Source organism: Streptomyces sp. NPDC033174 (assembly GCF_055577795.1).
This window is the reverse complement of sequence record NZ_JBVIPQ010000003.1, coordinates 1-24,419: the sequence shown is the minus strand read 5'-3', so window position 1 is coordinate 24,419 and position 24,419 is coordinate 1. Positions and strand designations below refer to the sequence as shown.

The 24,419-nt window shown below is 70.1% G+C and carries 23 protein-coding genes and 1 riboswitch; of the genes, 6 read left to right on the top strand and 17 right to left on the bottom strand.

Going from position 1 to position 24,419, the window contains the following annotated elements:
- The first annotated feature begins 6 nt into the window (after window positions 1-6).
- On the top strand, window positions 7-756 hold the full coding sequence (locus ACZ5VC_RS10185; protein WP_469119620.1) for a pyridoxamine 5'-phosphate oxidase family protein: 750 nt from the start codon (window positions 7-9) through the stop codon (window positions 754-756).
- Between the two features lie 260 nt (window positions 757-1,016).
- On the opposite strand, the gene ACZ5VC_RS10180 is transcribed toward ACZ5VC_RS10185, so the two are convergent.
- The 3 genes from ACZ5VC_RS10180 to ACZ5VC_RS10170 form a co-directional block, all read right to left on the bottom strand.
- Window positions 1,017-1,952, bottom strand: coding sequence for a DMT family transporter (locus tag ACZ5VC_RS10180; protein ID WP_469120198.1), 936 nt, complete (start codon window positions 1,950-1,952; stop codon window positions 1,017-1,019).
- A 183-nt stretch (window positions 1,953-2,135) separates the two neighbouring features.
- Entirely contained in the window at window positions 2,136-3,128 is a 993-nt protein-coding gene (locus ACZ5VC_RS10175) for an EamA family transporter (protein WP_469119619.1), read from the bottom strand.
- Between the two features lie 41 nt (window positions 3,129-3,169).
- A complete protein-coding gene (locus ACZ5VC_RS10170) occupies window positions 3,170-3,724 on the bottom strand; it encodes a Clp protease N-terminal domain-containing protein (protein WP_469119618.1) in 555 nt (184 codons plus the stop codon).
- Between the two features lie 282 nt (window positions 3,725-4,006).
- On the opposite strand from ACZ5VC_RS10170, the gene ACZ5VC_RS10165 reads away from it, so the two are divergent.
- Complete coding sequence (locus ACZ5VC_RS10165) at window positions 4,007-4,435, top strand: type II toxin-antitoxin system Rv0910 family toxin (protein WP_469119617.1); 429 nt, start codon at window positions 4,007-4,009, stop codon at window positions 4,433-4,435.
- Window positions 4,436-4,561: 126 nt separating this feature from the next.
- On the opposite strand, the gene ACZ5VC_RS10160 is transcribed toward ACZ5VC_RS10165, so the two are convergent.
- A complete protein-coding gene (locus ACZ5VC_RS10160) occupies window positions 4,562-5,185 on the bottom strand; it encodes a PadR family transcriptional regulator (protein WP_469119616.1) in 624 nt (207 codons plus the stop codon).
- 139 nt (window positions 5,186-5,324) lie between these two features.
- On the opposite strand from ACZ5VC_RS10160, the gene ACZ5VC_RS10155 reads away from it, so the two are divergent.
- On the top strand, window positions 5,325-6,134 hold the full coding sequence (locus tag ACZ5VC_RS10155) for a PhzF family phenazine biosynthesis protein (protein ID WP_469119615.1): 810 nt from the start codon (window positions 5,325-5,327) through the stop codon (window positions 6,132-6,134).
- A gap of 132 nt (window positions 6,135-6,266) precedes the next feature.
- Here the strand turns inward: ACZ5VC_RS10155 and ACZ5VC_RS10150 are convergent, their stop codons facing one another.
- Together ACZ5VC_RS10150 and ACZ5VC_RS10145 are read right to left on the bottom strand one after the other, a co-directional pair.
- Window positions 6,267-7,082, bottom strand: a complete 816-nt coding sequence (locus tag ACZ5VC_RS10150) for a CPBP family intramembrane glutamic endopeptidase (RefSeq protein WP_469119614.1) — start codon at window positions 7,080-7,082, stop codon at window positions 6,267-6,269.
- Between the two features lie 183 nt (window positions 7,083-7,265).
- Complete coding sequence (locus ACZ5VC_RS10145) at window positions 7,266-8,786, bottom strand: glutamate-cysteine ligase family protein (protein WP_469119613.1); 1,521 nt, start codon at window positions 8,784-8,786, stop codon at window positions 7,266-7,268.
- A 480-nt stretch (window positions 8,787-9,266) separates the two neighbouring features.
- Here ACZ5VC_RS10145 and ACZ5VC_RS10140 point away from each other — a divergent pair, with 480 nt between their 5' ends.
- Both ACZ5VC_RS10140 and ACZ5VC_RS10135 read left to right on the top strand, forming a co-directional pair.
- A complete protein-coding gene (locus ACZ5VC_RS10140) occupies window positions 9,267-9,863 on the top strand; it encodes a hypothetical protein (RefSeq protein WP_469119612.1) in 597 nt (198 codons plus the stop codon).
- Between the two features lie 351 nt (window positions 9,864-10,214).
- Window positions 10,215-10,421: a DUF5999 family protein gene (locus ACZ5VC_RS10135; RefSeq protein ID WP_468707460.1), complete on the top strand. Its 207-nt coding sequence runs from the start codon at window positions 10,215-10,217 to the stop codon at window positions 10,419-10,421.
- 82 nt (window positions 10,422-10,503) lie between these two features.
- Here the strand turns inward: ACZ5VC_RS10135 and gcvP are convergent, their stop codons facing one another.
- Window positions 10,504-13,389 carry an aminomethyl-transferring glycine dehydrogenase gene (gcvP, locus tag ACZ5VC_RS10130; protein ID WP_469119611.1) on the bottom strand — a complete coding sequence of 962 codons (2,886 nt, stop codon included), beginning with the start codon at window positions 13,387-13,389 and terminating at the stop codon, window positions 10,504-10,506.
- Between the two features lie 181 nt (window positions 13,390-13,570).
- A riboswitch (glycine riboswitch) is annotated at window positions 13,571-13,669 on the bottom strand.
- A 112-nt stretch (window positions 13,670-13,781) separates the two neighbouring features.
- On the opposite strand from gcvP, the gene ACZ5VC_RS10125 reads away from it, so the two are divergent.
- Complete coding sequence (locus tag ACZ5VC_RS10125) at window positions 13,782-14,183, top strand: PRC-barrel domain-containing protein (RefSeq protein WP_469119610.1); 402 nt, start codon at window positions 13,782-13,784, stop codon at window positions 14,181-14,183.
- On the opposite strand, the gene ACZ5VC_RS10120 is transcribed toward ACZ5VC_RS10125, so the two are convergent.
- From ACZ5VC_RS10120 to ACZ5VC_RS10075, 10 genes are all read right to left on the bottom strand, one after another.
- A complete protein-coding gene (locus ACZ5VC_RS10120; protein WP_469119609.1) occupies window positions 14,075-15,622 on the bottom strand; it encodes a DNA polymerase IV in 1,548 nt (515 codons plus the stop codon). The genes ACZ5VC_RS10125 and ACZ5VC_RS10120 overlap by 109 nt on opposite strands.
- Before the next feature lie 140 nt (window positions 15,623-15,762).
- Window positions 15,763-16,362: a MerR family transcriptional regulator gene (locus tag ACZ5VC_RS10115; protein ID WP_469119608.1), complete on the bottom strand. Its 600-nt coding sequence runs from the start codon at window positions 16,360-16,362 to the stop codon at window positions 15,763-15,765.
- A gap of 189 nt (window positions 16,363-16,551) precedes the next feature.
- Window positions 16,552-17,025 (bottom strand): bifunctional nuclease family protein, encoded by a 474-nt coding sequence (locus ACZ5VC_RS10110; RefSeq protein WP_468707455.1) that lies wholly within the window; start codon window positions 17,023-17,025, stop codon window positions 16,552-16,554.
- A gap of 53 nt (window positions 17,026-17,078) precedes the next feature.
- Window positions 17,079-17,825, bottom strand: coding sequence for a transcriptional regulator FtsR (gene ftsR, locus ACZ5VC_RS10105; RefSeq protein WP_469119607.1), 747 nt, complete (start codon window positions 17,823-17,825; stop codon window positions 17,079-17,081).
- A 17-nt stretch (window positions 17,826-17,842) separates the two neighbouring features.
- Complete coding sequence (locus ACZ5VC_RS10100) at window positions 17,843-18,784, bottom strand: FHA domain-containing protein (protein ID WP_469120197.1); 942 nt, start codon at window positions 18,782-18,784, stop codon at window positions 17,843-17,845.
- An 82-nt stretch (window positions 18,785-18,866) separates the two neighbouring features.
- Window positions 18,867-19,652, bottom strand: a complete 786-nt coding sequence (locus ACZ5VC_RS10095; protein ID WP_469119606.1) for a DUF881 domain-containing protein — start codon at window positions 19,650-19,652, stop codon at window positions 18,867-18,869.
- A 5-nt stretch (window positions 19,653-19,657) separates the two neighbouring features.
- A complete protein-coding gene (locus ACZ5VC_RS10090) occupies window positions 19,658-19,990 on the bottom strand; it encodes a small basic family protein (RefSeq protein ID WP_003970459.1) in 333 nt (110 codons plus the stop codon).
- A complete protein-coding gene (locus ACZ5VC_RS10085) occupies window positions 19,987-20,916 on the bottom strand; it encodes a DUF881 domain-containing protein (protein ID WP_469119605.1) in 930 nt (309 codons plus the stop codon). Before ACZ5VC_RS10085 ends, ACZ5VC_RS10090 begins: the two co-directional genes overlap by 4 nt.
- A gap of 97 nt (window positions 20,917-21,013) precedes the next feature.
- The gene (locus ACZ5VC_RS10080; RefSeq protein WP_469119604.1) at window positions 21,014-23,509 is read right to left on the bottom strand and encodes a sugar phosphate nucleotidyltransferase; all 2,496 of its coding nucleotides are present in this window, start codon (window positions 23,507-23,509) and stop codon (window positions 21,014-21,016) included.
- A 113-nt stretch (window positions 23,510-23,622) separates the two neighbouring features.
- Window positions 23,623-24,231 carry a CDP-alcohol phosphatidyltransferase family protein gene (locus ACZ5VC_RS10075; protein WP_469119603.1) on the bottom strand — a complete coding sequence of 203 codons (609 nt, stop codon included), beginning with the start codon at window positions 24,229-24,231 and terminating at the stop codon, window positions 23,623-23,625.
- Between the last annotated feature and the right edge of the window lie 188 nt (window positions 24,232-24,419).

Below are 24,419 nucleotides of genomic sequence, written 5' to 3'. Positions count from 1 at the left end.
ACGTCAATGCCGGAGACCTCACAGCACAGCGCCGTGGAGGGCGCCGAGCCCAGCACCGCCGATTCCGCGGTCCCCCAGCGGCACGCCGGCGGGGGCACCTACGCCAAGACCGGGCGCACCTTCCCCACCCGGGGCCGCGACCGGGCCTCGTACGACCGCGAACTGGTCCACTCGATCCTCGACGAGTCGTACGTCTGCCACCTCGGGTTCGTCCGCGAGGGCGCGCCGGTCGTCCTTCCGACGCTCTACGGACGGGTGGGTGAGCGGCTCTATGTGCACGGCTCGACGGGCTCGCGCCCTCTGCGCATGGCGGGCGCCGCCCACGGGGACGCCGAGCCCGGGCTCGCGGTCTGTCTGACCGTCACCCATGTCGACGGGCTGGTCCTGGCCCGGTCCGCGTTCCACCACTCGATCAACTACCGGTCGGTCGTGGTCCACGGCACGGCGTACCAGGTCACCGACCCCGACGAGCGCCGCACGGCGCTCGATGCCCTCGTGGACCATGTCGTGCCCGGCCGCTCCTTCGACTCCCGGCCGGCCGACGCCAAGGAGCTGGCCGCCACCGCCGTGCTGCGTCTGGACCTCGACGAGGTGTCCGCCAAGGTCCGCACGGGCGGCCCCAACGACGACCCCGAGGACCTCTCCCTGCCCTACTGGGCGGGCGTGATCCCGGTCGCGCCCCGGCACGGCACGCCGATCCCGGCCGACGACCTGGACCGGGGCATCGCGCTGCCCGACTATCTGTCCGTGCTCTGAGGCAACCGTGCCAGCCGTGCCAACCGCCCGTGCTCTGAGGCAACCGTGCCAGCCGTGCCAACCGCCCGTGCTCCGGAGCCGACCGTGCCAGCCGTGCCAACCGCCCGTGCTCCGGAGCCGACCGTGCCGGCCGGCCCTGCCCTGATACTGTCCGCGCCCTGAGGCCGTCCGCCGCCTGAGCTCTGGGCCGGACGTACGCCCCGGGGGCGTGGGCCGCGCGGCCCGCGTCCCCGCCCCCCGCCGGGGGTCGCGCCAAGACGTCAGGCGAGCGCTTCCGCCCTGCGCCGTACCGCGGCGATCCGCGCCTCCGCCAGAGCCAGCGCGGCGACGGCGACCAGGAGCAGCAGGGTGCCCACCACCGTGGCCGACGTCAGCCGCTCACCCAGGAGGGCAACCGCGATGACCGCCGCGCTCACCGGTTCGAGCAGCATGATCACCGATACGGTCGCGGCACGGACCACGGCGGCACCGGCGAAGTACAGCGCGTAGGCGAGCGCAGTCGGCACCGCGGCCACGTAGAACAGCAGGCCGACCACCTGGACGGCGTCGGCGGTGCGCGGGACGAGACCCTCGGCCCCGGCCATCGGCAGCAGCCCGACCGCTCCGATGGCGAACGCCCAAGTGGTGGTGGACAGCGCGTCGCCACCCCCGCCGTCGCGCCCCAGCCACCGGGTGAGCAGGGTGATCGCCGCGTACCCGGCCGCCGACAGCACCGCGAACGCCACACCGGCCGGGCGTACGTCGCCGCTCTCTCCGCCCAGTACCAGCACCGCGAGTCCCGCGAGGGCGCCCCCGATGGCGACGACACCACCGCGTCCGAGCCGCTCACCCATGGTGAGCCGGGCGCCGACGGCGATGAGGACCGGCCCGGCGCCCAGCGTCACGACGGTGCCGACGGCCAGACCCGTGGTCTGGACGGCGGCGAAGTACGCGCTCTGGAAGACGGTGAGGCCGATACCCGTACCGAGAATGCGCGCGAGCCGCCGCCCGCGCGGCTCGGCGACCCGCGCCGCCGTCCGTGCGGGCCTCAGCGCCAGCGCCCCGAGCAGCAGGACGAGCCCACCGACGCAGCGCCAGAAGGAGAGGGCGAGGGGACCGAGATCACTGATCCGGAAGACCAGGGACGCCGCGGCGCCCGCGGTGCCCCAGGCGATCCCGGCGACGATCAGATAGAAGAGACTCCGCCCGACAGGCATGGCCGCGGACGCGGAGGAGGAATTCGACACGTTGCTTCTCCGTGTGAAGACGGGATGGTGGTCGCTCGGCTCCGCACGCGGGCAGCGACGAACCGCTCGGGGACTGCCCGAGCCCGGTCTTCGTCAGGAGGCGCCGCCCGCGTTACGCGGCGGGAGGCGGGAGAACGGTCGAATGCATGATCGTCACCTTACGTGGGTCGCCCGGTCGGTCGCCACCCCGGCGCCGTCACCGTCGACGGGCTCCGAGCCTGCGACCGGCCCGGACGGCGCCCTGGGCGTCGACGACTGCGCGATGAAGGCACCGACGAGCACGACCACGCCGCCGATGATCTGCGGCGCCGCCAGGTGTTCCTTGAGCAGCACCCAGGCCAGTACGGTCGCGATCACGGCCTCCAGACACGCGACCACCCCGGCCACCTGCGGGGAGAGCCTGCGGACGGAGACGACCCCGGTGACATAGGCGACGACGGTCGCGACGAGCACGATCCAGCCGAGGAGCAGCCAGGCCGGGGCCCGCGTCCCGCCGAGATCGGCGCTGCCCGCGAGGATCGACCAGTCCATGCCCCAGGGCCGTGCGACGACGGTCAGGACGAGGGCGCCGATGAGCAGTCCGTACGCGATGACACCCAGCGGGTCGGCGGGCTCGGCCTCGTCACTGCCCTGGTCGGACAGGACGAAGTAGCCGACCTGGCAACAGGCGGCGGCGAGCGCGAGCAGCAGCCCGAGGGCGTCGAAGCTCAGTCCCGACCACACCTGGACGACACAGGCCAGGCCACCGACGGCCAGGACGACACCGAGCGCCGCCGCGCGGGTCACCGGCCTGCGCTGGACGAAGCGGACCCAGCCGAGGACCAGGGCGGGGGCCAAGTACTCGATGAGCAGGGCGACCCCGACGGGAATACGGGATATCGCGGCGAAGTAGCAGGCCTGGACGCCCGCGACGGCGAGGAGGCCGAAGCCGGCGAGCAGGGCGGGCTTGCGGAGCAGCAGGTCGCGGTGTCGCCAGGCGACGGGCAGCATGACGAGGGCGGCGCCGGCCACCCTGAGCCACACCACGTGCAGCGGGTCGAGCCCCGCTTCGATCAGCGGCTTGGCCGCCACACCTGATCCACCGAATGCGAAGGCCGACGCCAGGGCGAGTCCCAGGCCGGCGCTTCTCCCCTGAGACGCGTGCATCGGGCCATCATGGCAGCACCGCGTCAGGTGTGTAAGACCCGTTACACCTGTTGAGACAGGTCCCCGATCCGGCCGCTGAGGCTGCCCGGATCGATGCCCGCGCGCCGGAGCACCTCGACGGCGCGGCAGTCCGGATCGCCGGCCAGCGCGGCCAGCAGATCGAGGCCGGTCGCACGGGGTTCGCCGCGCAGTGCGGAGCGCTGCAGCGCTCCCGCCATCGCGGCGACGGCCGCGGGCGACCAGCCGGCGACATCGCGCTCCCGCACGTGGACGGGCACACCCCCCGAGTCCTCGACGGACCCGCGCCAGCGCAGGCCGTAGCCGATGCTGCGCTGGACGAGATAGCCGAGCACGCGGGCGAGCCGGCCCGGCCCCTCGAACGCGGCGGCGACCATCGGGTCGGTCTCGATCAGCGAGTGCAGCAGATGGGCGGTGTCGATCTGGCGGTCCCCGTCCCGCAGCGCCCGTCTGCGGGCACCCGCGACGACCGAGGTCAGCTCGACGGTGAGCCTGCTCAGCTCGACGGTGAGCCTCACCTCGTTCTCCGCGCGGTTCGTTTCGGGCTGCTCGGGAACCCGTGGGACAGGAGTGTGCACCCTCCCATCCCATCAGCCCCCAGGGGCGTTGACATCCCCATGGGGAACCATGTGCGCGTCCCACGACGGTTGGGCACGGGCACCCGGTTCCTCCTCCTTACGGATGAGATTTCGGCCGGTCTCCCCGTCAGGGCGCACACCGCCCCTTGCACGTGCTCGCGGCCGAGGGAACTGCGTGAGGGCGGCGCACATCTGACAGTTCATCAGTATTGAATGTTGGAGGCCGCGCGGCTACGTTCCGTCGACACCAGAGCCCGACGGAACGCGTGAAGGGGTGGTCGCATGGCCGAAGTCACCGCGGAGGCACGGATCGAGGCACCGGCCGAGAAGGTCTGGGCGCAGCTGACGGACTTCGCTTCGTACGGCCAGTGGAACGCCACCCACACGAGCTTCCCCAGGGGCGGCCCGGCCACGCTCGAAGCGGGTGCCACCTTCGACGAGAACATGAAGCTGATGGGCTTCCCGGCCGAGGTGACCTGGACGGTGGAGGAGCTGGAGGCCGAGCGGGTCCTCGCCATCCGGGGCAAGGGACCCATGGGCGTCAACGTCGGCACCCGCTATTCGCTCACGCCCGACGGGGGCGCCACCGTGGTCCGGATCGACGGCGAGTTCACGGGCGCGGCGGTCTCCCTGATGGCGGGGAAGCTCAAGGACTCGGCGACCGCCGCACTGAACGAGTCACTGCGGAAGCTGGACGGGCTGGTGACCTGACGCGCGAGCACCGGGCGCGGGCAGGGGCAGGCACTTCGCCGTTCGCGGCGGGCCGTGACGGCACACGGAAAGGCCCCGCGGCATGCGGCCGCGGGGCCTTCGTCGGTACTCCGGCCGGTTCGGGCGTCAGTGCTCGTCGGCCAGGATCAGGTACAGCTTCTTACGGGCTTCGTTGATGACCCCGACGGCCTTCCGCCGCTGCTCGGCACTGCCGGTCTTCCAGACCTGCCCGAACGCCTCCATCAGACCGAAGCCGGCCTGACGGATCTCGCTCAGAGCTTCCCAGTCGACCCCGCGCCCGGCCTCTTCCCACGGGACGTCGGTCCCCGCCTCGGCCTCGGCGCTGCCGGCCTCGGTGAGCGTGAACAGCTTCTTGCCGCCCTCGCTCTCGCTGGTGATCAGCCCCTCGTCCTCCAGCAGTTGGAGCGTCGGGTAGACCGAGCCCGGGCTGGGCTTCCACGCTCCACCGCTGCGCTCACCGATCTCCCGGATCATCTCGTAGCCGTGCATGGGGCGGTCCTTCAGCAGCGCCAGGATCGAGGCGCGCACATCGCCGCGCCGCGCCCTGCCCCGGCCGCCTCCGCGACCGCGTCCGCCGTCGAAGGGGCCCCCTCGCCAGGGACCGCCGCCGCCGAAGCCCGGCCCGAACGGCCCGAAGGCGGCACGCCGCCCCTCGAAGTCGCCCCGACCGTGATGACCCGGCCCGCAGTGCCCATGTCCGTGCTCAGGCTCATGTCCATGTGAACGCATCGCTACGCTCCTCCCATCGTTGATCTGTCGCGATGCGTCAACGATATATCGGGACTGTTCGGATGGCAACGCCCTATCGGTCCAGCGGTGTGCGATTGGCCTTGGCCTGCGGCTCTGCCGGGGCTCTACGTTCACGTCCATGCGGATTCGAATCGTCGACGCCTTCACCGATCACCCCTTCTCCGGAAACCCGGCGGGCGTGCTGCTCCTGGACGCCTTCCCCGACGACAAGTGGCTGCGGAACGTCGCGGCGGAGGTGAACCTCTCCGAGACCGCCTTCGCCCACCCGCTCCCCGCCGGCGGCGACGCCGACTGGGCGCTGCGCTGGTTCACCCCGGCGACCGAGGTCGACATGTGCGGTCACGCCACCCTCGCCACCGCCCATGTCCTGCACACGACCGGTCGCGCGAGCGGCACGATCCGGTTCGCCGCGCGCTGCGGCGTCCTGCGCGCGAGCGCCGCGCCGGACGGCACGATCACCCTGGACTTCCCGACCTCGTCGCTCACCCCCGTACCGGCCCCCGAGGGTCTCGCGAAGGCGCTGGGAGCGGAGGTCGTCTCGGTCCACGACACAGCGGCGCACATCGGCGACCTGGTGGTCGAGCTCACCGACGAGGAGGCCGTGCGCACCCTGGTCCCCGACCACCGGGCGCTCGTGGAGCTGTCGGAGCGGGGCATCATCGTCACAGCCGTCGCCGAGGATCCATCCCGGGGCTACGACTTCGTTTCGCGCGGCTTCTTCCCCGGCGTCGGCATCGACGAGGACCCGGTGACGGGCAGCGCGCACACCGCGCTGGCGCCGTTCTGGTCGCGGCGCCTGGGGCGCGACGACCTCACGGGGTTCCAGGGCGGCGCCCGTACCGGCCTCGTACGCACCTCTCTGCGCGCCGAGCGCACCCTGCTGACCGGCAACGCGGTGACGGTGATCGAGGGCGATCTGCTCGTCTGACGGCCGGCGTGCCGGACCGGCCGGAGTCTCGGACCGGGCGGTGCTCCGGACGGGGCGGCGTGTCGTAACCGGCCGACGAGAAAAGGGGCGTACGGCACCTGCCGTACGCCCCTCGCCGCGCGTCCACCTCGGTCACATCGTGGGCAGCCAGTCGACCTTCCCGGCCAGCAGCCCGTATCCGACGAACGCCACGATGTCGAGCAGCGCGTGCGCCGCCACGAGCGGCCCCACCCGGCCCCAGCGCCGGTAGAGCCACACGAAGACCACGCCCATGACCATGTTGCCGAGGAAGCCGCCGATGCCCTGGTAGAGGTGGTACGAGCCGCGCAGGACCGAACTCGCCACCAGGGCGGCCATCGGCGTCCAACCCAACTGCCCGAGCCGGCGCAGCAGATAGCCGACGACGATGACCTCCTCCAGTACGGAGTTCTGCACCGCCGAGGCCAGGAGCACCGGGTACTTCCACCACACGTCGGGCAGCGATTCGGGCACCACGGTCAGGTTGAACCCGGCGGTTCGCGCGACCAGGTAGAAGGCGAGGCCGGCGCTGCCGATACCGGCGGCCACCAGCGCCCCGCGTCCGAGGTCGGACCACGGCCGGGTGCGGTCGAAACCGATCAGCCGCAGCCCCCGGCCCTCCCCGGGGCCCGCCGCCAGGCCCTCGTCCCAGCGTTCTCTCATCAGCAGGTGCGCCACGAGCAGGACCGGGACCAGGGCCGTCGCGACGGAGAAGAGCTGCCAGGCGAGGTCGAGCCACGGCCGTCCGGGGGCGTACGAAGCGTTGAGGTTCGCCGCCTGATCCTTCAGACCGCCCGGCTTGGTCAGTGATCCGACAAAGCTGATGAGTGACGACACACCACTCGCGCCGAGCGACAGCGCCAGTACCAGCACCGTCTCGGAGCGAAGGATCCTCCGGGACATGCCGTCCTGGGGAAGAGATTCAGCCACGCGTCCCGCCTCCGCCTGCACACCTGCCTCCACGTTCCCTGCCACCACCGTGCACCACCGTGCTGCCACGGTGCCGGGACGTCACAGCTTGCCCGACGGCGGCCGGGCGGGGTGCGGCGGGGCGCGGGAGTCACGCCGTGGCTGAGGGAGAGGGCTGCCGCCGGAGCCGATCGCCGGAACTCCTCACGCCGCCGCTTCGCCGGGTTCGGCGAACCCCGCCGGCCAGGTGTGGACCGGATCGCCCCGTCGCATCAGCTCCCCGTAGCGCCGGGTGGTCGCGGTCAGCGCATCGTCGCGCATGAGGCCGGCCTCCAGGGCGCGGTGGTAGGCGTCCACCTGCCACGAGGCGCCGTTCACGCCTCGGCGGCACCGCTCCTCGATGATCCCGAGATAGAAGTCCCGGTCGGCCGGTTCGATCCCCCACGCGTCGAGCCCGGCCGCCGCGAGCGGCAGCAGTTCGTCCCGTACGAGCTTCACGGCGGGCACGGTGGCGATCCCGCCGGTGCGACCGGGGCGTGGCCAGCGCAGTTCGGCGTCGATGCCGTACCGGCAGGCGGTGTCGAAGTTGGCCTCCGCCTCCTCGAACGGCAGCCGCTTCCACACGGGTCGGGGTTCTTCGGCGAGGGCGCGGACCAGACCGTAGTAGAAGGCCGCGTTGGCGATGACATCGGTGACGGTGGGGCCGGCGGGCAGCACCCGGTTCTCGACCCGCAGATGCGGGACGCCGTCGGTGAGGTCGTACACGGGCCGGTTCCAGCGGTACACCGTGCCGTTGTGCAGGACGAGTTCCTGGAGGCGCGGGACGCCGCCGTCGTCGAGCACCCGCAGCGGGTCCTCCTCGTCGCAGATGGGCAGCAGCGGGGGGAAGAAGCGCAGGTTCTCCTCGAACAGGTCGTACGCCGAGTCCACCCAGCGCTCGCCGAACCAGGTGCGCGGCCGGACACCCTGGGCCTGGAGCTCGGGCGGCCTGGTGTCCGTGGCCTGCTGGAACAGCGGCGGTCTCGACTCGCGCCACAGTTCCCGGCCGAACAGGAACGGCGAGTTGGCGCCGACGGCCACCTGGACGGCCGCGACGGCCTGCGCCGCGTTCCACACGGCGGCGAACCGGGCGGGAGTCACCTGGAGGTGCAACTGCACGGAGGTGCACGCCGATTCGGGCGCGATCGACGCCGCGGTGCAGGTCAGCCGCTCGACGCCCTGGATGTCGAGCGCGAAGTCCTCACCCCGAGCGGCCACGATCTGGTCGTTGAGGAGCATGTAGCGGTCGACGTCCGAGAGGTTCGCGGTCACCAGATCGTGCTGCGCGAGCGTGGGCAGAATTCCGATCATGACGATGCCGGCATCCACCTCCTGGGCTTTGCGGTGGGCATATCCCAGACCGGTGCGCAGCTCCTCGGCGAGCTGATCGAAAACCCGCCCGCCGAGCCGGTGCGGCGCGATGTTCACTTCCAGGTTGAACATTCCGAGTTCCGTCTGGAAATCCTTGCTCGCAATCCGCTCCAGCACCTCGGCATTCATCATCCGGGGCATGCCGTCGGCACCCGCCAGATTCAACTCGATCTCCAGGCCCATCATGTTTCTTGGCCGGTCGAACCTCTTCTCCGCCAGGAGCCTCCCCAGTCCCGCCAGGCACTGCTGGAGCTTGCGCCGGTACCTCTGTCGATCGGACAGGTCGAACCCGCCTGCCACGACCTTCTCCCCCATCGAAGGGTCCCTCCTCGAGTGGGCAGCCCGCGGCTCGGCCGCTCGTGTCACGGACGATAATGCCCAGCCGGGCTGATCCATAACGCCCCCGCGCGCACAGGCTGAACGGTAGGCTGAGAAGGAAGCCCGTGCGGCACATTCCGCCGGCATGGAGCACTGTGCAGTTACCACTGCCGGCAGCACGACCGAAACGCCGACGAGATTCGGCCGTCGTAGCGGCGCTCACGTCGCAGGCCAGAGACGTGCCGTGATGTTAAATCCGTCGAAATGCCGCATAATAAAGACCGAATTTCGCCTTGGCCGAAATAGCTGGGCCGTCTAGCAGAAACACCGGGTGAACACGCGCGGTATAAACTCCGCGGACGAGGCAGAGAGCCGGCGCCCGGCCACGGCCTAATGGCCCCCTCTGGCCCCGCAGCTGACAGCGTCGTCCGCACTGCCCCCGCTTCACCGTGTCTCCTGAGTGAGAGGCGACCCACCATGCTCAACATCCCTCCGGCCCCCGCGCCGGCCCTGCGCAGTGTCCTCGTGGCCCTCGGTTCCCCCGCCGCCGTCCGCGAGGCCCGTACCCCGGCTCTCCGTTCCTTCCAGGGACAGCTCACTGCCGAACTGCCCCTGCCCGTCCATGTACTGGATGTACTGGATCAGGTCGTCCCGCCCACCCCGACACCGCGCACCCGGCTCGCCGGCTGGCGGTTTCTGATCCGTGGCGGCGACCGTGCCATCGCCGCCGCGGACACGATGCTCACTCCGGACGGCTGGTCCTTCTCGCACTTCTTCGAAGGGCCCTACATCACCGCCACCGAACGCGCACTGCGCCAGGCCGAGTCCATAAGCACTCCCTATCAACCACGCCTGCTGTCCGTGCCCGAGCTGTACATGCTGACCCTGTGGCTGCACGGGGACACGGACGCCGACGGGTCGGAAGGGTCCCCCGCGCCGTCGGACCTCCTGATTCCGCTGGCGCCCGCGCCGCCCGGCATCGCCGCCCACAGACCCCACCGGGTCGCCGACCTGCTGCCCGTCCTCACGCTGCGCCTCGCGCCGCCGGTCCCGCTCCTGGGTTCACCGGCCTGACCCCTCGTTGAAGAGCACGGAGCGATGCCCCGCGGCCGTCACCACCGCGGGGCATCGCTCTGTTCACGTACGGCGTTCACGTACGGCATTCGTACGGGCACCACCGGCCTGCCCCATACGGACTAGCCCACAATGACCACCCCGAACCATCCGAAGAGACCGTGCAGTTGAGCTGAACCGTCCGGGCGGGTGATACGTCCCTAACCAGTAGGAAGAGCTGCCGCGAAATCCCTGCGGATCGACGCCCGCAGGACAACACTGGGACCGGACCGAACCGACCAACGGGGGGCGGCCATGAACACCGCATCGAGCCGCAGGACATTCACCACACCGCAGCGAAAGAACCCACCCATGTGCCAGCACAAGCCATCCTGCCCGACAGCCGACTCCGCCGACCGGGAGGCCGCCCGTCTGACGGCGCACCACCCGGAGCAGGGCTGGAGCCTGCTGTGCAATGGTGTCCTGCTCTTCGAGGACACCGGTGAGCTGCTGCCGGACGGCCAGATCATCGCGCCGCACCGGCCGCTGGACACCGAGCAGGTGGTGACGGCCGCCTGAGGCGGCGGGCACGACGCACGACAAAGGGCCGGCCCGGAGCGCGCTCCGAACCGGCCCTGACTCATGTCAGCCGTCGCCGACGTCAGTTGTCGTACTCGTCCAGGGGCGGGCACGAGCAGACCAGGTTGCGGTCGCCGAACGCCCCGTCGATACGGCGCACCGGCGGCCAGTACTTGTCGGCGGCCGAGACACCGGCCGGGAAGACCGCGTCCTCACGGCTGTACGGGTGCTCCCACTCGCCGCCCAGCGCGGCCGCGGTGTGCGGGGCGTTGCGCAGCGGGTTGTCCTCGGCGGGCCACTCGCCCGACGCGACCTTCTCGATCTCGGCGCGGATCGCGATCATCGTGTCGCAGAACCGGTCGATCTCGGTGAGGTCCTCGCTCTCGGTCGGCTCGATCATCAGCGTGCCGGCGACCGGGAACGACATCGTGGGTGCGTGGAAGCCGTAGTCGATCAGGCGCTTGGCGATGTCGTCGACGCTGACGCCGGACGCCTTCGCCAGCGGCCGGATGTCGACGATGCACTCGTGCGCGACCAGACCGGCGGGACCGGTGTAGAGCACCGGGAAGTGCGGCTCCAGGCGCTTGGCGATGTAGTTGGCCGCCAGCACCGCCACCTGGGTGGCGCGCTTGAGACCCTCGCCGCCCATGAGCCGTACGTACGCCCAGGAGATCGGCAGGATGCCCGCGGAGCCCCACGGCGCGGCCGAGATCGGGCCGACGCCCGTCGCCGGGCCGGCGGCCGGCTGAAGCGGGTGGTTCGGCAGGTACGGGGCGAGGTGCGAGCGGACGCCGACCGGACCGACACCGGGGCCACCGCCGCCGTGCGGGATGCAGAACGTCTTGTGCAGGTTCAGGTGCGAGACGTCGCCGCCGAACCGGCCCGGCTTGGCGAGGCCGACCAGCGCGTTGAGGTTGGCGCCGTCGACGTAGACCTGGCCGCCGGCGTCGTGCACCTGGGCGCAGATGTCGGCGACGTGCTCCTCGAACACGCCGTGCGTGGACGGGTACGTGATCATCAGCACGGACAGCTCGTCACGGTACTGCTCGATCTTGGCGCGCAGGTCGTCGATGTCGATCTCGCCGTCGTCGGCGGTCTTGACGACCACGACCTTCATCCCGGCCATCACGGCGGAGGCGGCGTTGGTGCCGTGCGCCGAGGACGGGATGAGACAGACCGTGCGCCGGGTGTCGCCGTTGGCGCGGTGGTAGGCGCGAACGGCCAGCAGACCGGCCAGCTCGCCCTGCGAACCGGCGTTGGGCTGGATGGAGACCTTGTCGTAGCCGGTGACCTCGGCGAGGCGCTCCTCGAGCTCGGTGATGAGCGTGAGGTAGCCCGCGGCCTGGTCGGCCGGCGCGAACGGGTGCATCGCCCCGAACTCCGGCCAGGTGACCGGCTCCATCTCGGTGGTGGCGTTGAGCTTCATCGTGCAGGAGCCGAGCGGGATCATGCCGCGGTCCAGCGCGTAGTCGCGGTCGGCGAGCTTGCGCAGGTAGCGCAGCATCGCCGTCTCGGAGCGGTGGGCGTGGAACACCGGGTGCGTGAGGTACGCGTCCGAACGCAGCAGGCCCTCGGGGAGCGCGTCGGCGGCCGTGGCGTCGAGCGCCTCGATGTCGGCGTCGACACCGAAGGCGGCCCACACGGCGGTGAGCTGGTCGCGGCCCGTGGTCTCGTCGCAGGAGACGGAGACGTGGTCGGCGTCGACGAGGTGCACGTTGACCCCGCCCTCGCGGGCGGCGGCCACGGCCTGCGCGGCCTTGCCGGGCACGCGGACGGTCAGGGTGTCGAAGTACGAGCCGTGCACGACCTCGACACCACCGGCGCGCAGCCCCTCGGCGAGGATCGCGGCGTAGCGGTGGGTGCGCCGGGCGATGCCCTTGAGGCCGTCGGGGCCGTGGTAGACGGCGTACATCCCTGCCATGACGGCGAGCAGCACCTGCGCGGTGCAGATGTTGCTGGTCGCCTTCTCCCGGCGGATGTGCTGCTCGCGCGTCTGCAGCGCCAGGCGGTAGGCCTTGTTGCCGTCGGCGTCGACGGATACACCGACGAGGCGGCCGGGCAGGCTGCGGGCGAACTTCTCGCGGACGGCCATGTAACCGGCGTGCGGGCCGCCGAAGCCCATCGGGACACCGAACCGCTGCGTGGTGCCGACGGCGATGTCCGCGCCGAGCTCACCGGGCGAGGTGAGCAGGGTGAGCGCCAGCAGATCGGCGGAGACGGTGACGATCGCGCCGAGCTCGTGCGCCCGCTCGATGACCGGCTTGAGGTCCCGGACCGCGCCGGAGGCGCCCGGGTACTGGAGCAGCACGCCGAAGACACCGCGCTCGGCGATCTCCTCGGGAATGCCGTCGGACAGATCGGCGACGACGACCTCGACACCGGTCGGCTCGGCGCGGGTCTCGATCACGGCGATGGTCTGCGGCAGCGCGTCGGCGTCGATCAGGAAGACGCCGTCCTTGACCTTGCCGACCCGGCGGGCCAGCGACATGGCCTCGGCGGCGGCGGTGCCCTCGTCGAGCAGGGACGCGCCGGAGGTGGGCAGGCCGGTGAGGTCGGCGACCATGGTCTGGAAGTTCAGCAGCGCCTCGAGGCGGCCCTGCGAGATCTCCGGCTGGTACGGCGTGTACGCCGTGTACCAGGCCGGGTTCTCCATGACGTTGCGCAGGATGACCGGCGGCGTGAAGGTGCCGTAGTAGCCGAGGCCGATCATCGGCGCGAGCACCTGGTTGCGGTCGGCGAGCGAGCGCAGTTCGGCGAGCACCTCGGCCTCGGTGCGGGCGGAGGGGAGTCCGAGCGCCTCGGCGCTCTTGATCACGTCCGGTACCGCGGCGTCGGTGAGTTCGTCGAGCGAGCCGTAGCCGACCTGCGCGAGCATCTTCGCGCGCGCCTCGGCGTCGGGTCCGATGTGCCGCTGCTCGAACGGAATGCCCTGTTCGAGTACGGAGAGCGGAATGCGGTTGGCGGTCATGTACGGAGGCCTCCTGGTCGTCACGACCTGCGAGGGGCACCACGGCGCGGATGCCCGGACGGCCTCCCCCTCTGTCATCTCAACCTGAGAGTTTCACCGGCACACCGAAAAACGGCACGCCGACTTTCACCGTCGGTGAGAGCGGATGCCGTCGGACGTCCGCCCTGCTTTCCAGAGTGACCTCGTCCGTGCGGTACAGGGGCCTGAGAGATTCCGGGGAGGATTTGCTCCTTCGGCGCCCCCGAAAGGTTTCTTCGGTGGACTCTCCCGCACGGGGTCAGCAGCCAGAGCCAGCCTACCAGCGAGGTTCCCCGGACATCCCTCGAGTGGCCGACATCCCCGTTGTGCACTTTCGTAGTGTTTGAGAGCAGCCGCGACCCGTTGGAGGGACCGTGCAGACCGACATCGATCCGCGCAGCCTGATCGGCCGCAAAGCGTTCGACCGTGACGGGACCAAGATCGGAACCATCGACGAGGTGTATCTGGACGATGCCACGGGTGTTCCCGAGTGGGCGGCCGTGCGCACCGGGCTGTTCAGCAGAGACGCCTTCGTCCCCCTGGAGCCCAGCGAACTGGTCGGCGGCGCGCTTCACATCCCGTACGAACGCTCCCTGATCAAGGACGCGCCGGACTTCGGCGTCGGCCGACATCTCTCCCCCGAGCAGGAGCTCCAGCTCTACCGGCACTACGGGATAGACCTCCCCGTCGTGCCGGACGAAGCGAGTCCGTCCCCGCCACCGCCGGACCGTGACTTCGGCCGGCTGGCCGGCCGGGACGAGCCCTCGGAGACCTGACCGTCCGCCGCACCCTCACCGGCCCCGTCCCCTGGCCCCGGTGAGGGCTCTGCCGCGCTCTCCTCCGCCGGGGTCTCCGGCTCCCTCCACACCAGCGGCAGCGGATCCGACGGCTCCAGTTCGGGGTCGTCGACGAGGAAGGTCCGTACCCGCCCTGGTTTCGACCAGGGCTCTTCGAACCGGACCGTGACCCGGCCGACCCCGCTGCCCTGCACCCATCCCGGCCCGTACCGGACATGGCGCACGTCCCGACCGGCGGGCCAGCGCCGCTCCGGCGGCTCGGCGGCGCTCTCCGGCCGCTCCGCCGCCGCCTCGGGGTCGTGCTCTCCCTTCACGTCGGCGTCCTCGACCGCCGCGAGCTCGTCGTCGGCGGCCTGCGCGAAGAGGTCCTCCTGGGTGTAGTCGGCGAGGCCGGTCACGCCCACGCCCAGCAGCCGGACGCCGCCGGTCGTGTCCACCGCCTCGAGCAGCCGCGCGGCCGCCTCCCGCACCACCGCCGCCGCGTCCGTCGGCCCGCGCAGCGTCTCCGACCTGGTCAGCGTCGAGAAGTCGTACCGCCGCACCTTGAGCACGATGGTCCGCCCCGAGTGCCCCGACGCCCGCAGCCGCTGCACACACCGGTCGGCGAGCCGCTCCACCTCCACGCGGATACGGACCCGGTCGTGCAGATCGACGTCGAAGGTGTCCTCGACCGAGACGGACTTGGTGTCGCGCTCGGCCACCACGGGTCTGTCGTCGTACCCCAGGGCCATCCGGGCGAGCGAAGCACCGTGCGCCCGGCCCAGGAGCCGTACGAGCTCGTCCTCCCCCGCCTCGGCGAGGTCCGCCACCGTCGTCATGCCGGCCCGGCGCAGGTGCTCGCCGGTCGCCGGCCCGACGCCCGGCAGGATCCGTACGGACTTCGGGCCGAGCAGCTCCCGCTCGGTCCCCGGCTCTATCAGGACCAGCCCGTCGGGCTTGGCCTCCTCGGAGGCGATCTTGGCGAGCATCTTCGACCCGGCGAGCCCCACCGACCCAGTCAGCCCGGTGGTGCCGAGAATGTCCCTGCGCAGCCGCTCACCGGCCTCCCGCGCCGTGGCCGAGTCATATGCCGCGCCCCCCGCTTCGAGGTCCACGAAGGCCTCGTCCAGACTCAGCGGCTCGACGAGCGGCGAGAGCCGTCCGAGCAGCTCCATGACCTGGTCGCTGACCGAGCGGTAGAGCGAGAAGCGGGGCACCAGATAGGCGGCGTTCGGCGCGAGCCGTCTGGCCTGGGCCATGGGCATCGCCGAATGCACCCCGAAGCGCCTGGCCTCGTATGAGGCGGTGGCCACGACTCCGCGCGGGCCGAGACCTCCGACGACCACCGGCTTTCCGCGCAGGCTCGGCTTCGCCGCCTGCTCCGCGGCGGCGAAGAAGGCGTCCATGTCGAGATGCAGGATCGTCGGCGCGGCTCTCACACCACCGATGCTGCCCTACGGCACTGACAATCGACCCGCACTTCTGTACGACGGCCCGGCCGCGTCGTAGCGGACTTGCGGCCGGAAGGACGAGACGGCGGCAGGGACGGCCGGATCAGGGACTCCGGAAGGGCGGCGAGTCAGACGGCCTTGTCGCGGCGGCGCCGCGCCAGTTCGTCCGCCGGGTTGTGCCCGACCAGCGTCTCGCCGGTGTCGACCCGCTCCCCGTGAAGCTGCGACAGCGCGGCCTCGACATCCCGCCACACCACACCCACGGCGATCCCGAAGACGCCCTGGCCGCCCTGCAACAGATCGACGACCTCGTCCGGCGACGAGCACTCGTACACCGTCGCGCCGTCGCTCATCAACGTCATGCGCTCGAGGTCCCGGAAGCCCCGCGCCCGCAGATGCTGTACGGCCGCCCGGATGTTCTGCAGCGCCACCCCGGTGTCCAGGAAGCGCTTGACGATCTTCAGCACGACGACGTCACGAAAGCTGTAGAGCCGCTGGGTGCCGGAGCCGTAGGCGGGCCGCACGCTGGGCTCGACCAGCCCGGTGCGCGCCCAGTAGTCCAACTGGCGGTACGTGATGCCCGCCGCCGCGCACGCGGTCGGTCCTCGATACCCGATGGTGTCGGTCGTCGGCTCGGCCGCCGCCGCACTGCCGTGGAGCGGATACGGCCCGCTCTCCCCCGGACTCCGTCCGAGGGAACCCCCTGCCGTACCGTCGCCGCTGCTCATGACGCCGACCCTCCGTCCTTGACCTGCCCACACGACGGTAGGCAGTCACTCGGGGTGCGTCAACGATCGCCACACTCGGCACGCCGAGTGATAATCACCCTGAGAGTGGTTTCCCGTGACTCTCTTCCGGGAACGGCTACTCGAATGCCCGGACGGCACCCGGAGAAGCGAGACAGGTCGAAAGGCCGGTCACTGGCTACTGGATCCGAAGTCCTCCGGCGAGATCTGGTCGAGGAACTCGCGGAACTTCTCCACTTCGTCCTCCTGCTCATCCGGAATCGCGATGCCGGCATCGTCCAGCACACCGTCACTGCCGAAGATCGGCGTACCGGTCCGCAGGGCGAGCGCTATGGCGTCGGACGGCCGAGCGCTCACCTCGACTCCACTGGCGAAGACCAGCTCCGCGTAGAAGACCCCTTCCCGCAGATCCGTGATCCGGACCTGGGTGAGCTCCTGCCCGACGGCTTCGAGCACGTCCTTGAAGAGATCATGGGTCAGGGGCCTGGCAGGAGCCATGCCCTGCTGGGCGAAGGCAATGGCCGTCGCCTCACCCGGTCCGATCCAGATGGGGAGGTACCGATCGCCTCCCACTTCACGCAGGAGCACGATCGGTTGGTTGGAGGGCATTTCCACCCGGACACCCACAACGTCGAGCTCGTTCACACAGCAACCCTAGGACGTGCCCGACCGGTTTGGGTAGTCGGGCATCCGCAAGATCACTGAAAGCGGACCCCGAGCGCGGTCTGTACCAGTGCCGCGTGAAGGCGTACAGAGAGCCCCGCGAGCTCCTTCGCCGTGGCCTCCGCATGGGCCCTGGTCTGCGGATTACGGTGCCGGCGCAGTGGCGCGACGACCTGCTCGACCAGACCGGCCTCGCGATCGGCGGCCGCTTTCACGGCGCGAAGATGGCGAGGTTCGAGACCGAATCTCCCCAGTTCCGCGACAAGTCTGGCGACCGTCACGGCCTCGGCGTCATAGCCCCCGTCGTCCGACGCGGGGCCGATCAGACCGTAGGACTCCCAGTCGGCCAGCTCCGCCTCACTGACCTCGGCGGCCGCGAGCAGCTCGTCCCGGCCCACCCGCGCGGCGGTCGGCCGTTCCGCCTCCGGATCCCAGGCCCCGTCCGTGAGATCGCGCTGCGTCCCCTGGGCGGGCAGCTGCACCTGCTCGCCCCGCGCGAGCGCGTCGAGGTGCTCCCGGATGACCTTGAGCGGCAGATAGTGATCCCGCTGCATACGCAGGATCTGGGCCAGCCGCTCCACGTCCTCGGGGCTGAACTTGCGGTACCCGGACGGCGTCCGCCGCGGCTCCACGAGCCCCTCGGCCTCCAGGAACCGGATCTTGGAGATCGTGACCTCGGGAAACTCGTCACGCAGCTGGTTCAGCACCGAACCGATGCTGACCAGCCGGTCGCCCCCGGAGGCGGTGCCACGGCCGGCACCGCCCGACGGTGTTCGCAGCATGGACCTTCCCTGAGGGGTCACACGCCCCGCTGGCTCGCGTAGAAGACCAGCCGGTACTTGCCGATCTGGACCTCGTCACCATTCGACAGAGCGACCGAGTCGATCCGCTCACGGTTGACGTACGTGCCGTTGAGGCTGCCGACATCGGACACGGTGAAACTGCCGTCCTGCGCCCGGCGGAACTCCACATGCCGCCGCGAGACGGTCACGTCGTCGAGGAAGATGTCGCTCTGCGGGTGCCGGCCGGCCGTGGTCAGCTCGCTGTCCAGCAGGAAGCGGCTGCCCGAGTTCGGTCCGCGGCGCACCACCAGGAGCGCCGAGCCGAGCGGCAGAGCGTCGACCGCGGCCTGGGCCTCGGGCGAGAGCGACGGCACCGCGGTCTGACCGGTGGCCTCCGCGTCGTACGCCTCGAGTCCGGAGATCGAGATGGTCGACGTCGTCTCGGACGGGCGCTCGGCGGGCGCTCCACTCCGCAGCGGCGCGCCGCAGTTGGAGCAGAACCGGCTCGCCTCGGCGTTGCGGTGCCCGCACCTCGTACATACCGGCATGGACGAATCCTCCTGCCGCGGCTGCCCCGCGGAGGCCTGGGCTGCGTACGGATCGGGCGCAAACCCTCCACCCGAGCTTGAGGTTGGCTCACCGAAACCTATGCGTCCGGGACCGGCAGGGTCAACAGACGACGCGCCCTGGCCGCCGTGAACGTCACCGCCCGGGGCGACCTCATCACGGAACAGCGGGCGTTCGCCGCCCTGCTCCTCGCTCTGGGCATGACGCGGCGCGCGGTGCCTGGCGGTGCTGTTGCCGCCGTCCTCGCGTGCGCTCTTGCCGAACAACTTCGCAAACAACTTCACGGGCGATTCCCCTTGACCGAAACAGACCCGCCCGTGGGGCAGGACGAACCCTGAATGAACACACCTGCCGACCCGGACACCTTCACAACGTCCGTATCCTCCCGACAGTTTCCACCACGCGGCACGCTTGTGATGCGGCGACCCCCCGCAACGTCATGCCCTTGTCGCGCGACCCCCATGCACCCCTGCCTCACTGCGATGACGACCGAGCGTAGTCAGGCCGCTCCGCCGGTCGCAAGGCGTCCACAACGATCTTCTGCGAACGGGCGACGGTGGCGGTGGCCTGCTCCTTCTCCAGCGTCTGGACCACACCGCCAGGGATGTTGAGCGCGGGCTCCAAGTCCTCCGGCTTGCCGATGACCTTGAAGACGTACGGAGCCTTCACCTGGTTGCCGTCCACCTCTATGGCACCGTCACCACCGGAGAAGTACGTGTTCGCCACGACCCTGACATCATTGATCTGGATCGCCTCGGCGCCGGCGGCGCGCAGCTCCTGGATCGTGTCGAGGAGCATGTCCGACTCGACCGCGCCGGAACCGTCCGTGATGGTGAGGGTGATGCCGGGCCCCTCGGCGGCCACCGTGCCGGCCAGGATCCCGAGCTGCCGCTCCTTCTCCCGCGTCTGCTTGCGGGCCTCCTCCGCCTGGTTGGAGCTGCTGTCGAGCTCCGCGCGCTGGTCCTCCAGGCGCGCCTTCTCGTCCTCCAGCCGCTGCGTACGGTCGTCCAGCTCGTCCAGGATCCGCACCAGGTCCTCCTGGCGGGCGCCGCGCAGCGCGCTGTTGTCGCTGGTCGAGCGGACCTGGATGGCAAGACCCAGGCCGAGGACGAACAGCAGCACGGCCACGATCAGTTGGGCGCGGGAGACGCGAGGGGGCCACAGCCCGGCGGCCAGGCGCTGACGTCCGGTCAACGCCTGCTCCGGTACGGTCTCCGGCTCGGTCCGGTCCTCGTTCTGCGGTGTCTCGTCGTTGCTCATCGGCCTCACGCCCGGAACACATGCCGCCGGATCGCGGCGGCGTTGGAGAAGATCCGGATGCCGAGGACGACCACGACACCGGTGGACAACTGCGCCCCCACGCCCAGCTTGTCGCCGAGGAACACGATCAGCGCGGCCACGACCACGTTCGACAGGAAGGAGACCACGAAGACCTTGTCGACGAAGATCCCGTCCAGCATGGCGCGCAGACCTCCGAACACCGCGTCCAGGGCGGCCACGACGGCGATCGGCAGATAGGGCTCGACCACCGCCGGCACCTCGGGCCGGACCAACAGTCCGACCACGACTCCCACGACGAGGCCCAGTACGGCGATCAAGATGTGCCCTTCCCTGTGTCGGCCGTGGGCCGCCCGGAAGCCGTCGCGGCCCCGGTCTTCCTCGGCTCTGCGATTCGTACGATCAAGCTCGGCGCCGCCGGCAGACGCACCTCGTCCTGAGCGGAGATGCTGGTACGGATGCCGAAGTTCTCCTGCAGCGCGTGCAGATACTGGCCATCGGCACTGTCCTGGAACGCCGTGCTCAGCTTCTGGCCGTTCCCCACCGCGAGCACGGTGTAGGGCGGCACCAGCGGCTTGTTGTCGACCAGTATGGCGTCGCCCGCCGCACGGATCGCGGACAGCGACGTCAGCCGCTGCCCGTTGATCGCGACCGCCTCGGCGCCCGACTGCCACAGTCCGTTGACGACCCGCTGCATGTCACGGTCGCGCACCCGGCCCGTGTCCGCGAAGCCACTGCTCTCCCGCGGCCCGCCGCCGCCCTCGTCGGTGTCCTTGGCGTCGTCGACGACGAGCTTGACACCCGGCCCCCGCACCTCGGTGGCGCCGGAGAGCAGCGCGACCAGCTCGGCCTGGTCCCCACCGTGCTGCTGGAGCGCCTTGCGCTGGCGCTCCCCCACCTCGCCGCGGAGCTTGTCGACGTCCTTCTCCAGCTTGTCGGCCGTCGAGGTCTCCGCATCGATACGGCCGATCAGCTCCTGGCGCTCCTTGGCGACCACCGGAGCGGAGATCCGCGCCTGCGCGGCGCCGACAGTGACCACCACGGCCGCCAGGAGCAGACCGGCCGCGAGGCCGAGCTTGGCGCGCAGCGTACGGGGCAGCCCGCCGCCCTCCGCCTCCCGGCGCGCCGTGGCCTCCGCGTAGCCGTCGTCCAGGGCATGGTCCATCACATTGGTCAGCAGCGACATGGACGCATCGGGACGCGGAGGCGGGGAGCCGGTGCTCCGAACGGGGGGCTGCTGCGACATGCCGCACATCGTCGCACGTCGCGAGGGCTGCCGCCGAATGGCCCCACCGGTGCGCCGGGAGGCGTCCATGGACGCCTCCCGGCCCCTCGGTCACACGTCAGTGACCTGCGCTGTCGACCACGGCCGACCACTCGTCGAGCAGGGCCTGCGCCGAGGCGTCGTCGGGGCCCTCCGCCCACAGATGGGTGACGGCCTCCGACGGGTCGGGCAGAACCATCACCCAGCGCCCGTCGGCCTCCACGACCCGGACACCGTCGGTGGTGTCCACATGACGCTCACCCGCGGCCTCCACGACGCGGCGCATCACCAGGCCCTTGACGGCCCACGGCGTGGCCAGATCCCTGCGCAGCACATGGGCACGCGGGATCCGCGCGTCGATCTGGCTGAGGGTGAGCTGGGTCCGCGCCACAAGCCCGATGAGCCGTACGAACGCGGCGGCCCCGTCGAAGACACTGCTGAACTCCGGGACGATGAACCCGCCGCGGCCGTCGCCGCCGAAGATCGTCGTCTCCTCACGGCCGACCCGGGTCAGGTCGTCCGGCGACGTGGTCGTCCACTCCACCTGCGTACCGTGATAGGCCGCGACCTGCTCGGCGATCCTGGTGGTCGTCACCGGCAGGGCCACCCGCCCACTGCGCCGCTCCGCCGCCACCAGATCCAGCAGGACCAGCAACGACCGGTCGTCCTCGATGATCTTTCCACGCTCGTCGACGAGGGAGATGCGCTCACCGACCGGGTCGAACCGCACCCCGAACGCCGCCCGCGCCGACGCGACGATCTCACCGAGCCGCACCAGGCCCGCGCGGCGGGTCTCGGGCGTCTCCGTCGGCCGGGACTCGTCGAGACCCGGGTTGATCGTCAGCGAGTCGACCTGGAGCCGACCCAGGAGGCTGGGCAGAACGAGCCCGGCACTGCCGTTGGAGGCGTCCACGACGACCTTCAGCCCGGCATCCGCGACGCCCGAGGTGTCCACGTTCCGCAGCAGCGACCCCGTGTACGAGTCGAAGACGCTGGACGGGAAGTGCAGGTCGCCGATCTCGCCGGGGAACGCGCGCCGGTACTCCTGACGCGCATAGACGCGGTCCAGCTTCCGCTGGCCGGCCTGCGAGAGGTCCGCTCCCCGCTCGTCGAAGAACATGATGTCGACCGAGTCGGGCACACCGGGCGAGGTTCTGACCATGATTCCGCCGGCGCTGCCACGGGCCGTCTGCTGCCGTGCGACAGGCAGCGGCACATTCTCGAGGTCCCGTACGTCGATGGCGCTGGCCTGCAGAGCCGAGATCACCGCGCGCTTCAGCGCACGCGCGCCCCGGGAGTGGTCGCGGGCCGTGGTGACCGTGGCGCCCTTCTTGAGTGTGGTCGCATAGGCACCCGCCAGCCGGACGGCCAGCTCGGGCGTGATCTCCACGTTGAGGATTCCCGAGACACCTCGGGCGCCGAACAGATTCGCGTGTCCGCGCGACTCCCAGATCACCGAGGTGTTGACGAAGGCGCCGGCCTCGATCGTCTTGAACGGGTAGACGCGAACATTGCCCTGAACGATCGATTCTTCACCGATCAGGCACTCATCACCGATGACGGCGCCGTCCTCGATGCGGGCCGCGCGCATGATGTCCGTGTTCTTGCCGATGACACAGCCCCGCAGGTTGCTGTGCTCACCGATGTAGACGTTGTCGTGCACGACGGCCCGGTGGAGAAACGCCCCGCTCTTCACGACGACGTTCGATCCCACGATGGTGTGCTCGCGGATCTCGGCGCCTGCTTCAACCTTGGCGTAATCACCGATGTAGAGCGGACCGCGAAGGACCGCGTCGGGATGCACCTCGGCCCCTTCGGCCACCCAGACTCCGGGAGAGATCTCAAAGCCGTCGAGATCGACGTCGACCTTCCCTTCGAGCACGTCGGCCTGGGCCTTCACATAGCTCTCGTGCGTGCCCACGTCCTCCCAGTAGCCCTCGGCGACATAGCCGTAGATCGGCTTGCCTTCCTTCATGAGCTGCGGAAAGACATCGCCGGACCAGTCGACCGGAACGTCCGCTTCTACATACCGGAATACCTCGGGCTCCATCACGTAAATACCGGTATTGACGGTGTCCGAGAACACCTGGCCCCAGGTGGGCTTCTCGAGGAAGCGCTCGACCTTCCCCTCTTCGTCGACAATCGTGATGCCAAATTCCAATGGATTCGGCACCCGCGTCAAGCAGACCGTGACGAGGGCGCCCTTTTCCTTGTGGAAGGCGATCAGATCGGTCAGGTCGAAGTCGGTGAGGGCGTCGCCCGAGATGACGAGGAACGCATCATCCTTCAGCGCCTCCTCGGCATTCTTCACGCTCCCCGCGGTGCCGAGCGGTTTCTCCTCGTCGGCGTAGGTGAGCTGCATGCCGAGCTCTTCCCCGTCACCGAAGTAGTTCTTGACGAGAGAAGCGAGAAACTGCACCGTGACCACGGTCTCGCTGAGACCGTGCCGCTTGAGCAGCCGTAGCACATGCTCCATGATCGGCCGATTCGCCACCGGAAGAAGTGGCTTGGGCATGCTCGAGGTCATAGGGCGAAGCCGCGTGCCTTCGCCGCCAGCCATTACAACGGCCTTCATGTCGGAAGCGTCCTCCTTGAAGAGACGACGGTCCGGCCGACTTCACCCTTGCGCAGTGGGCCCTCATACAACCTGCTCGTGCTGGCCCCGTTGCGCAGCACGAGCAGACGGGCTCAATCGGCCGCGGTATCCGCCTTGACGAGTCGGCGGACCTGGACCACGTAGAGGATCCCTGCCCACCAATACAGACTTGTACCCCATCCAGCGAACGCCCACCCGAAAACTTTCGCAAGTGACGAAAGCCATCCTGTGTCGTCACTGAGAAGCAGCAGCGGGAAGGCATACATCAAGTTGAACGTGGCAGCTTTACCCAGGAAGTTGACCTGGGGCGGCGGATAGCCGTGCCGGCGAAGGATTCCCACCATGATCAGCAGCATGAGCTCACGGGCCAATAGGGCAGCGGTGAGCCAGAGCGGAAGGATCTCGCGCCAGGTGAGTCCGACGAGGGTGGAAAGGATGTAGAGCCGGTCGGCGGCCGGGTCGAGGAGGCGCCCCAGGCTGCTGATCTGGTTCCAGCGGCGGGCGAGCTTGCCGTCGAGATAGTCACTGACACCGCTCAGCATCAGAACCAGCAGCGCCCAGCCATCACTCTTGGGACCGCCGAACTCGGGGCGGAGAATCAGCCACAGGAAGAGCGGCACACCCACCAGCCGGGCCATGCTGAGGATGTTGGGGATGGTGAGGACCCGGTCCGTCTGAACTCGAGTCTCCTGGACCTCCACCCGGGGGCCTCCTGTGGGGAACGTGCCAATGATGCCCCTGACCTTACCGTCAGCCTCGGCCGGCGGATGCACAGGGGTGAGAGAAGCGACCGATGAACGCAGAAAAGCCCCGCACCATAAGGTGCGGGGCTTTCCCACAATGATTGTTCGGCGGCGTCCTACTCTCCCACAGGGTCCCCCCTGCAGTA

Excerpts from the sequence above, each read along its gene's own strand:
- ACZ5VC_RS10160 (WP_469119616.1), bottom strand. The coding sequence starts at position 5,185 with ATGCGTTCACATGGACATGAGCCTGAGCACGGACATGGGCACTGCGGG.
- ACZ5VC_RS10185 (WP_469119620.1), top strand. The coding sequence starts at position 7 with ATGCCGGAGACCTCACAGCACAGCGCCGTGGAGGGCGCCGAGCCCAGC.
- ACZ5VC_RS10155 (WP_469119615.1), top strand. The coding sequence starts at position 5,325 with ATGCGGATTCGAATCGTCGACGCCTTCACCGATCACCCCTTCTCCGGA.
- ACZ5VC_RS10080 (WP_469119604.1), bottom strand. The coding sequence starts at position 23,509 with ATGAAGGCCGTTGTAATGGCTGGCGGCGAAGGCACGCGGCTTCGCCCT.
- ACZ5VC_RS10135 (WP_468707460.1), top strand. The coding sequence starts at position 10,215 with ATGTGCCAGCACAAGCCATCCTGCCCGACAGCCGACTCCGCCGACCGG.
- ACZ5VC_RS10085 (WP_469119605.1), bottom strand. The coding sequence starts at position 20,916 with ATGTCGCAGCAGCCCCCCGTTCGGAGCACCGGCTCCCCGCCTCCGCGT.
- ACZ5VC_RS10095 (WP_469119606.1), bottom strand. The coding sequence starts at position 19,652 with ATGAGCAACGACGAGACACCGCAGAACGAGGACCGGACCGAGCCGGAG.
- ACZ5VC_RS10140 (WP_469119612.1), top strand. The coding sequence starts at position 9,267 with ATGCTCAACATCCCTCCGGCCCCCGCGCCGGCCCTGCGCAGTGTCCTC.
- ACZ5VC_RS10180 (WP_469120198.1), bottom strand. The coding sequence starts at position 1,952 with ATGCCTGTCGGGCGGAGTCTCTTCTATCTGATCGTCGCCGGGATCGCC.
- gcvP (WP_469119611.1), bottom strand. The coding sequence starts at position 13,389 with ATGACCGCCAACCGCATTCCGCTCTCCGTACTCGAACAGGGCATTCCG.
- ACZ5VC_RS10145 (WP_469119613.1), bottom strand. The coding sequence starts at position 8,786 with ATGGGGGAGAAGGTCGTGGCAGGCGGGTTCGACCTGTCCGATCGACAG.
- ACZ5VC_RS10165 (WP_469119617.1), top strand. The coding sequence starts at position 4,007 with ATGGCCGAAGTCACCGCGGAGGCACGGATCGAGGCACCGGCCGAGAAG.
- ftsR (WP_469119607.1), bottom strand. The coding sequence starts at position 17,825 with ATGCTGCGAACACCGTCGGGCGGTGCCGGCCGTGGCACCGCCTCCGGG.
- ACZ5VC_RS10115 (WP_469119608.1), bottom strand. The coding sequence starts at position 16,362 with ATGAGCAGCGGCGACGGTACGGCAGGGGGTTCCCTCGGACGGAGTCCG.
- ACZ5VC_RS10175 (WP_469119619.1), bottom strand. The coding sequence starts at position 3,128 with ATGCACGCGTCTCAGGGGAGAAGCGCCGGCCTGGGACTCGCCCTGGCG.